The sequence below is a fragment of the Arthrobacter sp. R-11 genome (genome assembly GCF_049913155.1).
In the GTDB taxonomy this organism is placed as follows: domain Bacteria; phylum Actinomycetota; class Actinomycetes; order Actinomycetales; family Micrococcaceae; genus Arthrobacter.
Genome location: NZ_CP183979.1, coordinates 996,975 through 1,011,681, shown reverse-complemented (window position 1 = coordinate 1,011,681; position 14,707 = coordinate 996,975). Strand labels below are relative to the sequence as shown.

Here is a 14,707-nt window from a genome sequence, read left to right as displayed (position 1 = left end):
GTCAACAGTCCGGCAGCATGTGACCTGCGCGAGGATTGAGTGACTGCAAGCGGAGAGAGCAATGAGCACTGTTTTGGAAGCACTGGACCCGAGCCCACAGGGCGCGTCCCTGGCCGAAAACGCCTACCTGCTCCTGCGGGACCGGCTCATCATGCTGGACATCAAACCCGGCGACCCCATCAATGACGGCCAGATCGCAGCGGAACTCGGGATCGGGCGCACGCCGGTCCGCGAGGCCATCAAGCGCCTCGAGAGCGACCACCTGGTGGTTTCCTATCCGCGGCGCGGCACCTTCGCCACGGGCGTGGACATCACGCAGCTGGCCGACGTCTCGGAAATCCGGGAACTCCTTGAACCGTTGGCCGCGCGCCGGGCAGCCCGCATGGCCGGGCCCAAGGTCCGGCAGGAACTGCGGGACATCGCAGACACCATCGACAAGCTGGAAGACGGCCGGGCCGGGCAGCACGAACTCATGCGCTACGACATCCAGGTCCACCGGCTCATCTACAAGGCCGCGGCCAATCCGCATCTGGAAGACGTGCTGATCCGCTACGACAACCTGGCCACCCGGATCTGGTGCTACATGCTCGAGAAGATGCCCTCCGTCACCGGGCACATTGCCGAGCACGTCGACCTGCTCAACGCCATCGCCGCCGGCGAAGAAGAGAAGGCCGCCGCACTGGCGCTGCACCACGTGACGAGCTTCGAGGAAACGGTCCGCAAGGTGCTGTAGGGCGCGGAACTGCCGCAGGGCGCGCCGGAAGGCTTGGCGCCGCAGCAGGTGCGTCATTGAGAAGAAGCCGTCACTTCTTGTTCGACTGCTTTGGCCACTTCACGTTCATCAGCAGCAGGCCAAGCAGGAGTGCGTCAATCGTCATTATCGCGCCCATGAGGTAAGCCCATCCGGCCATCATGCCCCTGGCACCTCCCTCCGCACGACAATCTCCTGACCAATACCCCCAGCCACTCGATTGTCATCCAAGTGTGGCACGGCCGGGGTCAATCCGGAACGGCCCGGACGAGGCCGGCAGGCCCGGCCACCTGCGCTCGGGCCTGCCGGACACGGACTGACATGCCGCGGGTCAGCGCCCGCCTCCCCCGATCACTCCCTTCTCCACGGCCTTCGTGACGGCATCCGCCTCGGCCTGGGTGAGTGTCCCATCGCTCACGGCCTTGTCCAGCCTCGTTTTCAGGGCCGCGGCCCGCTCTGCCTGGTCCGCACTGCGGATCTCCGCCAGTGCGGCGGTGACCTTCGCCTCGTCGATGCCAAGCTTCTCCGCCAGGGACTTGGCCAGGGCCGCATCCATGGCCGCACGGTCCGGCCTGGTTTCCATGGAGCCCTCCGCCGGCGGTGCCGAAGGCTTGTTGGCCTCACGGAACGCCTGGAGGGCCTCGGTGACCTTGGCTTCGTCGACCCCGAGCTTGCTGGCCAGGTCCGCGGCGAGTTGGCCGCGGTCGCCCCGGTGTCCGCCGTGGCGGCCGAAACCGTCAGCTGGCGCGGTGCCTTCCGCCGTCGTACCCGAATCCGTGGCGCCGGGGCTGGGAGTGGTTGCTGCGGTCGCCACGCCGGTGACGCCGAGTCCGGCGCCCAGCGCGAGGGCACCTGCAGCGACGCTGAGCGTGATTCTCTTTGTACTTGCCATCGATTGTCTCCTCATTCCGCCGCATGGAACGGCTCTCCGTCCGGGGGCAGGATGCCACCCTCAGTCCAGCATCGGCGCCGGACTTCGGCGGCTGCTTTCCGGAAGCTGTCATTGGGCTGTGAATGCGGCCGCCAAGCTGTGAATCCGTTTTGTGGATCCCGTTCCGTGGATCCCGGCGCTCGCTAGGATCGGTAGCAGGAGCAGCCGAGAGGACAGCAGCGACATGGCCATCGAAATCCGCCCCGCAAGGCAGTTCGGGGACGTCCGCACGCTCTTGGGACCAAGACAGCGGGCGGATGCGAATGTGTGCTGGTGCCTCAGCTACCGGATCCCCGCGAAACAGAACCTGGCCCTGCAGGGCCTCCAGCGCGGCGAGTTCGTCAAGGAACTGCTGTCAGAGGACCCTCCACCCGGGATCCTGGCGTACGACGGCGACGAGCCGGTCGGGTGGGCGGCCGTCCATCCGCGGGCGGACACCAGCTTTGCCCGGAGCCGGAAGATCCCGCTGCTTGACGAGCTGCCGGTGTGGTCGGTGTGGTGCATCCGGGTGCGGCCCGGGCACCGCGGCAAAGGCATCTCGCACCGGCTGCTCGCAGGTGCCGTGGATTTCGCGCGCAGCAACGGCGCACCCATCCTTGAAGGCTATCCGGTGGACAACGGCGGCCAGCATGTGGACCTCACCATGGCGTACGTCGGCACCCGGAAGCTTTTCGAAGATGAGGGTTTCCGGAAAGCCGCCGACACGGAGTCGGTGATCAGCGGGTTCCCACGCGTCCTGATGCGGCTTGATTTGTGTCAGGCGGGTTAACTCAATGTCACCTGCGTCTCAATGTCACCTGCATCACACGTTCCTGCTAAGGATCGGCTAAGTTGAATTAAGCGAAAGGGCCCTACAAAACCCTGTGGCGATCGCTGGCCACAGAAACTACCTGAAAGATGGAGCATGGTTTCGAACGTTGACGCCGAACCGGATGTTGAGGCAGACGCCGGCCAGCATGGCGGTGTCCAGTCCGTTGACAGGGCGCTGGCTGTACTGGAGATCCTGGCCAGGGACGGCCACGCCGGAGTGAGTGAAATCGCCGAGGAAATGGGCATTCACAAATCCACTGTGTCCCGCCTGCTCGGTTCCTTGGTCAGCCGCGACATGGTCCACCAGAACAGTGAGCGCGGAAAGTACCAGCTGGGCTTCGGCATCCTGCGCCTGGCCAGTTCCATCCCCGGCCGGCTCAGCCTGGTGCGGGAAGCACGCCCGGTGCTCGAAGCCCTGGCCGAAGAGTTCAAGGAAACCGTTAACCTGGCGGTGCTCCGTTCCAATTTCGCCGTGAACGTGGACCAGGCCATGGGCCCTTCCACCCTTGCCACCTACGACTGGGTGGGCAGCCTGACGCCGTTGCACGCGACCAGCAGCGGCAAGGTCCTGCTCGCGGGGCTGGACGCGGACGAGCGTGCACGGATCCTGAAGGAAACCGGACTGCCGGCCCGCACGCCGCGCACCATCACGGACAGGAAAACCCTCGAAACCGAGTTGCTTGACGTCGCCCGCCAGGGTTATGGAGTCGTAAGGGAGGAATTCGAGATCGGGCTCACCTCGATGTCGGTGCCGGTCTACAACCACGTTGGCGTCGTCATCGGGGCCGTCAGTATCTCCGGCCCCGCCTTCCGCTTCGATCCGGAGACGGAGCCGGGACTCCTGGACGGGCTGAAAGAAGCCGGGCTGAGGATCAGCGCGCGGATGGGCTACGCCCGCCGCTGATCCGCCGGCAGCGTCAGTGATCCTCCTCTTCAAGTCGGGCGGTGAGGATCCGATCGGCGTTGTCCTGCAGGATGCCGAGCGACTCCTGGATCAGGGGCGAGGCGATGCTGCCCCTACGGACCGCCGCGACAATGCGGCGAGCGGGCTTCCCCTTGCCGGTGATGCGTAGCCGAACCACGTTCTCGGCACCGCGCAGGGGCGCCAGCCTCGGCAGCAGGCCGACACCCAGCCCCGCACCCACGAACGCGATGAGGGTTTCCCATTCAACGGCCTCATGGACAATCCGCGGCGTCACCCCCACTGCCGTGAAGGCCGCGGTGAAGAGGGCATGGTAGGTGGAACCAGCGGCCTCCGTGATCCAGGGTTCCGATGCCAGCTCTTCAAGCGTCACTGTTTCCCGCGAGGCCATCGGATGGTCAGCAGGAATGATCACGTCCAGCGGATCGTCAAGCAGAACTGTCTGCTCGAAGCGTGGATCGTCTTCACCATAAGCCTCGGACTGCATGGCGACAATGACCGCAAGGTCGATTCGCTCCGCAATCAACAAGTCGAAACAACGGGCCGGATCGGCCTCAAGAACCTGCACCTCCAGCAGGGGGCGGGTTGAACGCAGGGTGGCGGCCAGGGGCGCGAGCAACTGGGCGGCTGCAGTGGAGAATCCGCCGAGGCCAAAGTGGGGCTGCACCTGGTCGCCGGCCTCCATGGCTGCGGCGCGCAGGCTCTCCCATTGGGCAATGAGGGGATCCGAACCAGCCACAAGGAAGCGGCCCGTGGCGGTCAGCCGCACACCCCGGCCGTCCTTCGTCAGCAGCTGCATTCCAAGCACGCGCTGGAGCTCCCGCAATTGTGCGGAGACAGCTGAAGGTGAATAGCCCGTGAGTTCCGCCGTTGCGCCTATGGTGCCGCAGCGGGCAAAAACCCGAAGCGTGATGAGCCTCGCATCAATCATGCATCTATTGTGCATGGTTATCTTCAAAATCTTGCGCTTTTGTTGCAGCTCAAGTGACCCTAATCTCATCACTACAAGGTCTTCGATCACGCCGCCTGCACCCCACACGCCCGTGGTCGACACGCAACACCCACTTACCCATGCCTCCCGGGAGGAAACCCATGACTGCTTCAGTGAACGTGCCCCTGAATTCACGCGGAAAGCTCGCTTCAACATTGCCCGCCGAGCAGCTGGCAGAAATCACCGCGTTGTTTGAGTTCCGGCGCACCGGCTACTCCCTCGATGCCCCCTTCTACACCGATCCCACGGTCTTCAGCCTCGACATGGAAGCCATTTTCGGCCAGCACTGGGTCTTCGCAGCCAGCACCGCTGAACTGCCTGAGCCGGGGGACTACGTCACCGTCGACTACGGCCCCTACTCCCTGATCGTGCTGCGCAATGACGAAGGCGGCGTGAACGTCCTGCACAACGTGTGCCGCCACCGCGGTGCCCGCGTCCTGACCGAAAGCACCGGGTCAACCGGAAACCTGGTCTGCGGCTACCACTCCTGGACCTACTCCCCCGAGGGCAACCTGATCCACGCCTCCGCACCGGGTGAAACCAAGTTCGACAAGAGTTGCTTCGGCCTCAAGCGCGCCCACGGCCGCGAAGTCGCAGGCCTCATCTTCGTCTGCGTTGCGAACGAACCGCCGACCGACTTCGACGAGACCTCCAAGATCTTCGAGCCTTACCTCGCACCCCACGAACTGGCGAAGACCAAGATCGCCTACCAGCAGAACATCATCGAAGAGGGCAACTGGAAGCTCGTCATGGAGAACAACCGTGAGTGCTACCACTGCGACGGACACCCGGAACTTGCCTGCTCCCTCTTCCCCACCTGGGGCCTGACCGAGGGCCTCATCCCCACCCACCTCGAGGAGGTGTGGGACCGCAACAAGGAAGCACAGTCTTCGCTCGAGGAGCGTTGCCGCCGCTACGGTCTCCCCTACGAAGTGATCGAGGAGCTCGACACCCGTGTCGCCGGTATCCGCATTTCCCGTGAAGCACTCGACGGCGAGGGTGAATCCTTCTCCGCCGACGGGCGCAGGCTCTCCAAGAAGCTGCTCGGCGACCTGCCCGACTTCCGCCTTGGCCGCTGCTCGATGCACCTGCAGCCCAACAGCTGGTTCCACTTCATGGGCGACCACGTCATCACCTTCGGCGTTTTCCCCATCAACGAACACCAGAGCCTGGTACGCACCACCTGGCTGGTGGCCGACGACGCCGTGGAAGGCGTCGATTACGACCTGGACAAGCTCACCCACGTCTGGAAGCAGACCAACATCCAGGACAAGGCGTTCGTGGAGCTGTGCCAGCAGGGTGCCGGCAGCCCTGCCTACGAGCCCGGCCCGTACATGAAGAGCGAATACCAGGTCGAAGCATTCATCAACTGGTACGTGCAGCGTGTGCAGGAGCACTTGGCATGATTGAGCTCCTCCCCGAAACGGCAATCCTGGAACCACAGCGCATCCGCGGTCTTGAGATGCCGTGGAACAGGGTGATGGGCGGCACCGAGGTGCCCGCCCGCGCCGCCCACGCCTTGGGCCCCTGGCACCCCCAGGAGTTCATGGCCGAATGCGTCGAGACCGTTCCCGAGGCCGGCGGCATCATGACCTTCGTGTTCCGCCGCTGCGACGGTGCGCCCCTGGCGTTCCGCGCGGGCCAGTACGTGAACGTCGCCTTCCCGCTGAACGGCGAGGACCAGGAACCGGTGGACCGCAGCTACTCGCTGTCCAGTTCGCCGACGCAGCCGTGGACCTTCAGCATCAGCGTCAAGCGCGACGCCACGGGTCTGGTCTCGCCGTGGGTCCACGAAAACGTCAAGCCCGGCACCGTGCTTGAGATGCTCGGACCGGTGGGGGCATTCCACCTGCCCGACGCCGACCGCCGGGCACGGTACCTCCTGCTCGCTGCCGGCGCGGGCATCACCCCCATCATGTCGATGGTGCGGACCATCCACTCCCTGCCGGGACTGGCAGATGTCGTGGTGCTCTACCACGGCTCGGACGCCGGGGGCTTCGCCTTCGACAGGGAACTGGCCTACATCGCTTCCGTGGATTCACGCTTCAGGGTCTTCTACTCCCTGGGCGACCGCGGCCGGCCCGAGGACTGGGAGGGGCTCAGCGGAAGGCTGTCGGCGACCATGCTCAACGAGGTGGCCCCGGATGCCAACGGCCGCCAGGTCTACGCCTGCGGCCCCGAGGGGTACCTGAACGGCGCCACCGAGCTCCTCAAGGAGGTCGGCGTCGACGACACCTCCATCTACATGGAGTTCTTCTCGGGTGACCGCCAGACGCTTCTTGAGTACCAGGCGGAGCTCGCCCTGGCCGAAAACATCGCAGAGGAAATCGCGGAGGAAATCGCCGAATCCGCCGAGGAGTACTTCGAAGGCCAGCCCGCCGCGTTCGGACTCTACGAGCCCGGCTACGACGCCGACGGAACCCTGCAGGCCTCGGGGCTGCCGCTGGAACCCGTCGACCCCGGGGCACCCGCTTCCGAAGCCTCCGACGGCGGTGCGGAGCCTGAGGCCGTCACCCCCGATGCCTCGAGCTTTGACACGGTGGGCACAGGCAGCCTCACCATGTCCTTCATGCGCACCGGCATCAACGTCCGGATCGACCCCGCCGAGCACATCCTTGAGGTGGCCCAGCGTGCGGGCGTCAGGATCGGCGCGAACTGCAAGGAAGGCATGTGCGGATCCTGCAAGGTCGTCAAGCTATCCGGGGAGGTCGAGATGAACCACCAAGGAGGGATCCGGGCACGGGAAATCTCTGCGGGCAAGTTCCTGCCCTGCTGCTCCACTGCGCAGACGGACCTGGTGATCGACGCCTGACCGGCCTGAACGCCATCGCATGCTCCACGGCGATGTGCGCTGCACGTACCAATTGAGTCAATTCACTTCACGGAAAGAGCCATTCAATGTCAGGTAACAAAGCCGTTGCTTACAAGGCACCGGGGGTCGTGGAAATCATCGATACCCCGTATCCCACTTTTGAACTGCAGGCCGGCCCCGGCGTCAATCCCATCAATGTGGGCCGGAAGGTCCCGCACGGGGTCATCCTGCGCACCGTCAGCACGAACATCTGCGGCTCGGACCAGCACATGGTTCGCGGCCGCACGACTGCGCCGGCCGGCCTCGTCCTGGGGCACGAGATCACCGGCGAGGTCATCGAGACCGGGCCCGACGTCGAGTTCATCAAGGTCGGGGACATCGTCTCGGTGCCCTTCAACATCTCCTGTGGGCGCTGTCGGAACTGCAAGGAGGGCAAGACAGGAATCTGCCTGAACGTGAATCCGGACCGTCCCGGGTCCGCCTACGGCTATGTCGACATGGGCGGATGGGTAGGCGGGCAGGCGGAATACGTCCTGGTCCCCTACGCGGACTGGAATCTGTTGCGGTTCCCCGATCGGGACCAGGCCCTGGAAAAGATCATGGACCTGACCATGCTCTCGGACATCCTTCCGACCGGATTCCACGGGGCCGTCACGGCAGGTGTCGGCGTCGGGTCCACCGTCTATGTTGCCGGGGCAGGCCCCGTGGGGCTTGCCGCAGCGGCCAGCGCCCAACTGCTGGGGGCGGCGGTGGTCATCGTGGGCGACCTCAATGAGGATCGCCTGGCCCAGGCCCGCTCCTTTGGCTGCGAAACCGTCAATGTTGCCAACGGCAACCCGGCTGACCAGATCGAGCAGCTCCTCGGCGTCCCCGAGGTTGATGCCGGTATCGACGCGGTCGGTTTCGAGGCCCGCGGACACGGTGCCGGGGCCCAGGAGGCGCCGGCCACCGTGCTCAATTCCCTGATGGACCTCACTGCTGCCGGCGGATCCGTGGGTATTCCCGGCCTTTATGTCACGGGGGATCCGGGCGCTGCGGACGAGGCGGCCAAGAAGGGCAGCCTTTCCCTGTCGTTGGGCACCGGCTGGGCGAAGTCCCTCTCCTTCACGACCGGCCAATGCCCGGTGATGAAGTACAACCGGCAGCTGATGATGGCGATCTTGCATGACAAGATCCAGATCTCCAAGGCCGTCAACGCCAAGGCCATTCCGCTCGAGGACGCCCCGCGGGGGTACGCGGAATTCGACGCCGGAGCCGCCACGAAGTACGTCCTGAACCCGAACGGCTACCTCAGCAACTAGTTCGAGGTAGGAAGTCTTCCTTAAAGCCAGACCAGAGCGGTCGGTGCACCACCCCGTGCCATGCCGGGTGGGGCACCGGCCGCGTCGTCTTTGACGAAGGAACCACCCGCCCGAACAACGGGACACATCTCAGAGCCCGTCGAGCTGCCCCACACGATCGAGGCAGCAATGGGGACCGTTGCGCCGTGCCGGCAGCGCGGATTTCCGCCGTGCCGTGCCGTCCAAGCTGCCCCGATAGTCAGCCATCTCTGGACCCTGTACAACTGCTTCCCACGCGTGCTCACACGCCTGCGGAGAAGCGTGGCTGCAGATCACCCTAAACCTCTTCGGATCATGACCAAACCGCGTAATGCGCAACAACAATTGCTATGCGGAAAGCGTGATTCCCGAAGCAGTGCTGTGCGCCGGCGCCAAGAATGCGGAGGAAACAGAGCGAAAAGGTCTTGACAAGCCCTGTGAGCTCCGCCACGCTGTTGCATATAGCGAAGTCTGTTGATCACTGCGGAACAAACTGTACGGCCCGCACGCCTCGTTCTTCCCCATCTCGAATGCAAAAGAGGTCCACCATGCACAGGGCGTGCCCGCTAAGCCAACCGGCCCCAGAGGAAGCTCTGCGACTCAATACGGCCCCGCCGATGATCGACGGCGTAATCAGGGGCACCGCCCCCCACGGTGCCCCCAACCTCCCGCCCGGCCGGACTGTGAACGGCCACTTCCAAACCCTCATCTGAGCACAGGCAAAGGATTCCCCCCATGACCTTGAATGGCGAGATAGACCAAGTAGGCGAGATAGAGCAAGGCCCTGAACTAGACGAAGCAGCCACGACAATGCAGAACGAGCACGAACCGGAGCAGGACAGCGACAGCGACAGCGAGCTCAACCGGCAGATCCTGCAGGAACTGCGCCAGTCCAGGACCGAGCAGGCAGTCAGTGCCCGCCGCAACCGGAAGCTCGTCCTGGACAAGTGGACGTTCGGCATCACGGGCGTGATCGCCCTTGCCTTCGTGCTGTGGGGGTTCCTCGGCCGGGACAGCCTGGCCACGACCTCGCAGAGTGTCCTGGACTGGGTCATGGAATACACCGGCTGGCTCTTCATGGTGCTGGCATCGCTCTTCGTCGTGTTCATTCTCTGGCTGGCTCTTGGGAAGTTCGGCAACATCCCGCTGGGCAAGGACGGTGAGAAGCCCGAATACCGCACCGTCTCCTGGATCTCCATGATGTTCGCCGCCGGCATGGGCATCGGCCTCATGTTCTACGGCGTGGCTGAACCCCTCTACCACTTCATCTCGCCCCCGCCGGGAACGGTGGACGGGCACACTCCCGAAGCGATCCAGACGGCCATGGCCACCTCGATCTTCCACTGGACGCTGCACCCCTGGGCAATGTACGCCGTGGTCGGCATCGCCATGGCCTACGGCACCTACCGGCTAGGCCGGCGCCAGCTCATTTCCGTGGCGTTCACCTCGATCTTCGGCGTGCGCGCCGTTGAAGGCCCAGTCGGCAAGTTCATCAACATCCTGGCCATCTTCGCCACGCTCTTCGGAACCGCCGCGTCCCTGGGCCTGGGCGCCCTGCAGATCGGCAGCGGCATCACCTCCAACGGCTGGGCCGGTGAAATCGGCACTCCCGTCCTGGTGGTGATCGTGGCCATTCTGACCTTCTGTTTCGTGGCCTCGGCCGTTTCCGGCATCAGCCGCGGAATCCAGTGGCTCTCCAACATCAACATGGTCCTCGCTGTGGTCCTGGCACTCGTGGTGTTCGTGGCCGGCCCCACCCTGTTCATCCTGAACCTGATCCCCTCCGCCGTGGGCGACTACATCCGCGACCTCGCCACCATGTCATCTCGCACCGAAGCCGTGGGCGATGAGGCACTGCGCAAGTGGATGTCGGGCTGGACCATCTTCTACTGGGCCTGGTGGATTTCCTGGACGCCCTTCGTTGGCCTGTTCATCGCCCGGATCAGCCGCGGCCGCACCATCCGCCAGTTCGTCACCGGGGTGCTCCTGGTGCCGAGCATCGTGTCCGTCATCTGGTTCGGCATCTTCGGCGGAACCGCCTTCAACATCCAGCAGATCGCCGACAAGACGGCAAACCCGTCGGACGGCATCGCAAAGATGGTCGACGGCGTCTCCACCATCAACTTCGACGGTGCACTCTTCGATCTGGTCAAGAACCTGCAGATGCCCGGCTGGGCCATCTCAGCGGTGATCGTACTGGCCATGATCCTCGTGGCGATCTTCTTCATCACCGGTGCCGACGCTGCCTCGATTGTCATGGGCTCGCTCAGCTCCAACGGTGCCGAGGAACCCCGGCGAGGAGTAGTGATCTTCTGGGGCACACTGACCGGCGCCGTGGCCGCGGTCATGCTGCTGGCGGGCGGTGACGAACCCTCCGAAGCCTTGTCCGGCCTGCAACGGGTCACCATCGTTGCAGCCCTGCCCTTCGTCCTCGTCATGCTCCTCCTCTGCTTCGCACTGACCAAGGACCTACGCCGGGATCCGCTCTCCCTCCGACGCCGGCTGGCCGACTCGGTGGTGGAACGCGCCATCCGCAGCGGCGTGGACCAGCACGGCGGCGTCCAGTTCGATCTCGTTACCAAGCATCAATGCGATCAGCGCTGCACGGACGACGGCCGCTGCGCGGCTTCCCCTGCTGACAACTAAGCCCTCACAAAGAACCAGGAGTAGACCATGACCACAGTCCTCGAAGGCCGTCCCACCAGTGGCGCGACGGCAGAAGCTGGCGCCGCCGCAAGTGTCCGTGGCACCGGCACCGCACAGTACGTCCTTACCCTTGCGTGCCCGGAACGCCCCGGAATCGTCCGGGCCATCACCGGCTTCCTCGCTGACCGGGGCTTCGACATCGTTGAACACCAGCAGTTCGATGACCACATGAGCGGCAAGCTCTACCTGCGCACGGCCTTCACTCCGGGAGACAGCGACGTCTCCGCCGAGGGCCTCAGCGCCGAGTTCGCAGCCGTGGCCGATGAGTTCGACATGGAGTTCGCCATCCACGACGGCCGCCCCCAGCGCCTGCTGGTGATGGTCTCGAAGTTCGGCCACTGCCTCAACGACCTCATCTTCCGGTGGCGCGCCGGCAGCCTGGGTGCGGAGATCGCCGTCGTGGTTTCCAACCACGAGGACCTGCGCCCCATGGCGGAAGCCGCGGGCCTGCCGTTCATCCACGTCCCGGTCACCGCGGACACCAAGCCGCAGGCCGAAGCGCGCCTGCTGGAACTGGTCGAGGAGTACCAGGCCGACCTGGTGGTCCTGGCCCGCTACATGCAGGTCCTTTCGGACGACCTCAGTGAGACCCTCCGCGGCCGCGCCATCAACATCCACCATTCCTTCCTGCCAGGGTTCAAGGGCGCCAAGCCCTACCACCAGGCCTACGACCGCGGCGTGAAGCTCATCGGAGCCACCGCCCACTACGTCACCGCAGACCTGGACGAGGGCCCGATCATCGAACAGGAAGTGTTCCGGGTGGACCACAGCCTGGACCCGAACGCCCTGGTCACCGTCGGCAGGGACGCCGAATCCCAGGCACTGTCCCGGGCAGTGAAGTGGCACTGCCAGCACCGGGTCCTGCTCAACAACACCCGCACCGTCGTCTTCCGCTAACGCGAACGCCAAGTAAACAGGAGAAACAGCACTCATGAGCGCATCACCACGCGTCGTCATCATCGGCGCCGGCATTGTCGGCACCAACATCGCGGATGAACTGTCCAGCCGGGGCTGGACCAACGTCACCGTCGTCGAGCAGGGTCCGCTGGAACTTGCCGGCGGCTCCACCTCGCACGCGCCGGGCCTGGTGTTCCAGAACAACGGGTCCCGGACCATGACCGAGTTCGCCACGTACACGGTGAACAAGCTGCTCTCCCTGAGCAAGGACGGCCAGTCCTGCTTCAACCAGGTGGGCGGCCTGGAGCTGGCCACCACCCCCGAGCGCTTCGCCGACCTCAAGCGCAAGATGGGTGTGATGACCTCCTGGGGCGTCGAAAGCCGGATCATCGACGCCGATGAGTGTGAGAAGATCTACCCCCTCCTGAACACCGGCAAGCTCACCGGCGGCCGCGAGGTCCTCGGCGGCCTGCTCATCCCCACCGACGGCCTGGCCCTGGCGGCCCGCGCCGTGCAGCTGCTCATCGAGCGCTCCAGTGACCGCGGCGTGACCTTCCTCGGGTCCACCACCGTCACGGGCATCGCCCAGGAGGGCGGCAAGGTGACCGGCGTCGAAACCGACAACGGCCTGATCCCGGCTGACATCGTGGTCTCCTGCGCCGGTTTCTGGGGCCGTGAGCTCGGCAAGCTGGTGGGCTTGGAAGTGCCCCTGCTGCCGCTGGCCCACCAGTACGTCGTCACCACTCCCCTTGCCGAGCTTGAGGGCGTCAACGAGCTCCCCAAGGGCGCCAGCAAGCCGATCCTGCGCTACCAGGACAAGGACCTGTACTACCGCGAATGGGGCAACCGCATCGGCATCGGCAGCTACGCGCACCGTCCCATGCCGGTGGACATGTCCGAGCTGCCGAAGGTCTCCGCCGAGGAGATGTCGGACCACCACATGCCTTCCCGCCTGGACTTCACGCTGGAAGACTTCCTGCCGGCCTGGGAGGACAGCCAGGACCTGCTTCCCCCGTTGCGCAGCGCCGCAATCGAGGACGGCTTCAACGGCATCTTCTCCTTCACCCCGGACGGCGGCCCGCTGATCGGCGAGCACCCGGACCTGTCCGGCTTCTGGGTGGCCGAGGCAGTGTGGGTGACGCACTCCTCCGGTGTGGCCAAGGCCGTGGCCGAGCTCCTGGTCGAAGGCCGCTCCCGCACCGACCTGCACGGCACCGAACTGACCCGTTTCGAAAAGGTCCAGACCTCGGATGCGTACGTCAGCGAAACCTCGCAGCAGAACTTCGTGGAGATCTACGACGTCCTGCACCCGCTGCAGCCCAAGGAGTCCCCGCGTGACCTGCGCGTGAGCCCCTTCAACGTCCGCCAGAAGGAGCTGGGTGCCTTCTTCCTGGAGTCCGCCGGCTGGGAGCGCCCGCACTGGTTCGAAGCCAACCGCGGCCTGCTCGAGGAACTGCCCGCCGAATGGCAGGCGCCGGAGCGCGACTCCTGGGCCGCCATGTTCCACTCCCCCATTTCCGCCGCCGAGGCATGGCGGACGCGTACCGCCGTCGGGCTCTATGACATGACCCCGCTCAAGCGGCTGGAGGTTGTGGGTCCCGGCGCCGAGGCGCTGCTGCACCGCCTCAGCACCGGAAACATCACCAAGAAGCCCGGCGCGGTCACCTACTGCCTCCTGCTGGAGCACGACGGCGGCATCCGCAGTGACGTGACGGTGGCCCGCCTTGAGCAGGAGAAATTCCAGCTGGGCGTCAACAGCAACGTGGACTTCGACTACCTGCGCGTGGAAGCACGCAAGCAGTCGGCCGCAGATCCGTCCCAGTGGGCGCACGTCAGCGACATCACCGGCAGCACCTGCTGCATCGGCCTGTGGGGCCCGCTGGCCCGTGAGGTCATCGGCAAGGTCAGCGACGATGACCTCAGCAACGACGGCCTGAAGTACTTCCGTACCAAGGAAATCTCCGTGGGCGGCATCCCGGTCACCGCCATGCGGCTCTCCTACGTGGGCGAACTCGGCTGGGAGCTCTACACCACCGCCGAGTACGGGCTGAAGCTCTGGGACCTGCTCTTCGAGGCGGGCCAGGAGCACGGCATCGTCGCCGCCGGCCGCGGCGCGTTCAACAGCATGCGTCTGGAGAAGGGCTACCGCCTCTGGGGCACGGACATGAACACCGAGCACGATCCCTACCAGTCCGGCCTGGGCTTCTCCGTGGCCAAGGACAAGACGGGCTTCGTAGGCGCCGAGGCACTGGCCGTCCGCAAGGAAGAGCCGGCCAGCAAGGTGCTGCGCTGCCTGACCATCGACGACGGCACCTCGGTGGTCCTGGGCAAGGAACCTGTGTACGTGGCCGGGGATGCCGCGGGGTACGTCACCAGCGCCGCGTACGGCTTCTCCATCCACAAACCGATCGCCTACGCCTGGCTGCCGGCCGCCCTCGGCGTCGGGGATGCCGTGGAAATCGAGTACTTCGGCGAGCGCATCCCGGCGACGGTGACCGCAGAACCGCTGTACGATCCGGCCATGGAACGCATCCGCGGCTGATTATTCCCGTTCTAGGGGGTACAGAC

11 protein-coding genes are annotated in these 14,707 nt (G+C 65.1%); 9 read left to right on the top strand and 2 right to left on the bottom strand.

What is annotated here, in order from left to right:
- Positions 1-61: 61 nt before the first annotated feature.
- A complete protein-coding gene (locus tag ACN9M4_RS04540; RefSeq protein ID WP_426302376.1) occupies positions 62-733 on the top strand; it encodes a GntR family transcriptional regulator in 672 nt (223 codons plus the stop codon).
- 349 nt (positions 734-1,082) lie between these two features.
- Here the strand turns inward: ACN9M4_RS04540 and ACN9M4_RS04535 are convergent, their stop codons facing one another.
- Positions 1,083-1,643 carry a hypothetical protein gene (locus ACN9M4_RS04535; RefSeq protein ID WP_426302375.1) on the bottom strand — a complete coding sequence of 187 codons (561 nt, stop codon included), beginning with the start codon at positions 1,641-1,643 and terminating at the stop codon, positions 1,083-1,085.
- Between the two features lie 223 nt (positions 1,644-1,866).
- Between ACN9M4_RS04535 and ACN9M4_RS04530 the strand changes: the two genes are divergently transcribed.
- Together ACN9M4_RS04530 and ACN9M4_RS04525 are read left to right on the top strand one after the other, a co-directional pair.
- Positions 1,867-2,451 (top strand): GNAT family N-acetyltransferase, encoded by a 585-nt coding sequence (locus ACN9M4_RS04530; RefSeq protein WP_426302374.1) that lies wholly within the window; start codon positions 1,867-1,869, stop codon positions 2,449-2,451.
- A 135-nt stretch (positions 2,452-2,586) separates the two neighbouring features.
- Positions 2,587-3,396, top strand: a complete 810-nt coding sequence (locus ACN9M4_RS04525; protein ID WP_426302373.1) for an IclR family transcriptional regulator — start codon at positions 2,587-2,589, stop codon at positions 3,394-3,396.
- Between the two features lie 13 nt (positions 3,397-3,409).
- Here the strand turns inward: ACN9M4_RS04525 and ACN9M4_RS04520 are convergent, their stop codons facing one another.
- Entirely contained in the window at positions 3,410-4,345 is a 936-nt protein-coding gene (locus ACN9M4_RS04520; RefSeq protein ID WP_426303384.1) for a LysR family transcriptional regulator, read from the bottom strand.
- A gap of 161 nt (positions 4,346-4,506) precedes the next feature.
- Here ACN9M4_RS04520 and ACN9M4_RS04515 point away from each other — a divergent pair, with 161 nt between their 5' ends.
- The 6 genes from ACN9M4_RS04515 (at position 4,507) to ACN9M4_RS04490 (ending at position 14,681) form a co-directional block, all read left to right on the top strand.
- On the top strand, positions 4,507-5,811 hold the full coding sequence (locus ACN9M4_RS04515; protein ID WP_426302372.1) for an aromatic ring-hydroxylating oxygenase subunit alpha: 1,305 nt from the start codon (positions 4,507-4,509) through the stop codon (positions 5,809-5,811).
- Positions 5,808-7,217: a ferredoxin reductase gene (locus ACN9M4_RS04510; RefSeq protein WP_426302371.1), complete on the top strand. Its 1,410-nt coding sequence runs from the start codon at positions 5,808-5,810 to the stop codon at positions 7,215-7,217. The genes ACN9M4_RS04515 and ACN9M4_RS04510 overlap by 4 nt, the downstream gene beginning before the upstream one ends.
- An 86-nt stretch (positions 7,218-7,303) precedes the next feature.
- Complete coding sequence (fdhA, locus tag ACN9M4_RS04505; protein ID WP_426302370.1) at positions 7,304-8,518, top strand: formaldehyde dehydrogenase, glutathione-independent; 1,215 nt, start codon at positions 7,304-7,306, stop codon at positions 8,516-8,518.
- Between the two features lie 828 nt (positions 8,519-9,346).
- Positions 9,347-11,182, top strand: coding sequence for a BCCT family transporter (locus tag ACN9M4_RS04500; RefSeq protein WP_426303383.1), 1,836 nt, complete (start codon positions 9,347-9,349; stop codon positions 11,180-11,182).
- A gap of 27 nt (positions 11,183-11,209) precedes the next feature.
- A complete protein-coding gene (gene purU / locus ACN9M4_RS04495) occupies positions 11,210-12,139 on the top strand; it encodes a formyltetrahydrofolate deformylase (RefSeq protein ID WP_426302369.1) in 930 nt (309 codons plus the stop codon).
- Positions 12,140-12,173: 34 nt separating this feature from the next.
- On the top strand, positions 12,174-14,681 hold the full coding sequence (locus ACN9M4_RS04490; protein WP_426302368.1) for a GcvT family protein: 2,508 nt from the start codon (positions 12,174-12,176) through the stop codon (positions 14,679-14,681).
- Positions 14,682-14,707 lie beyond the last annotated feature (26 nt).

Excerpts from the sequence above, each read along its gene's own strand:
- ACN9M4_RS04490 (WP_426302368.1), top strand. The coding sequence starts at position 12,174 with ATGAGCGCATCACCACGCGTCGTCATCATCGGCGCCGGCATTGTCGGC.
- ACN9M4_RS04520 (WP_426303384.1), bottom strand. The coding sequence starts at position 4,345 with ATGATTGATGCGAGGCTCATCACGCTTCGGGTTTTTGCCCGCTGCGGC.
- ACN9M4_RS04530 (WP_426302374.1), top strand. The coding sequence starts at position 1,867 with ATGGCCATCGAAATCCGCCCCGCAAGGCAGTTCGGGGACGTCCGCACG.
- ACN9M4_RS04515 (WP_426302372.1), top strand. The coding sequence starts at position 4,507 with ATGACTGCTTCAGTGAACGTGCCCCTGAATTCACGCGGAAAGCTCGCT.
- ACN9M4_RS04525 (WP_426302373.1), top strand. The coding sequence starts at position 2,587 with ATGGTTTCGAACGTTGACGCCGAACCGGATGTTGAGGCAGACGCCGGC.
- ACN9M4_RS04535 (WP_426302375.1), bottom strand. The coding sequence starts at position 1,643 with ATGGCAAGTACAAAGAGAATCACGCTCAGCGTCGCTGCAGGTGCCCTC.
- ACN9M4_RS04510 (WP_426302371.1), top strand. The coding sequence starts at position 5,808 with ATGATTGAGCTCCTCCCCGAAACGGCAATCCTGGAACCACAGCGCATC.
- ACN9M4_RS04500 (WP_426303383.1), top strand. The coding sequence starts at position 9,347 with ATGCAGAACGAGCACGAACCGGAGCAGGACAGCGACAGCGACAGCGAG.
- fdhA (WP_426302370.1), top strand. The coding sequence starts at position 7,304 with ATGTCAGGTAACAAAGCCGTTGCTTACAAGGCACCGGGGGTCGTGGAA.
- ACN9M4_RS04540 (WP_426302376.1), top strand. The coding sequence starts at position 62 with ATGAGCACTGTTTTGGAAGCACTGGACCCGAGCCCACAGGGCGCGTCC.
- purU (WP_426302369.1), top strand. The coding sequence starts at position 11,210 with ATGACCACAGTCCTCGAAGGCCGTCCCACCAGTGGCGCGACGGCAGAA.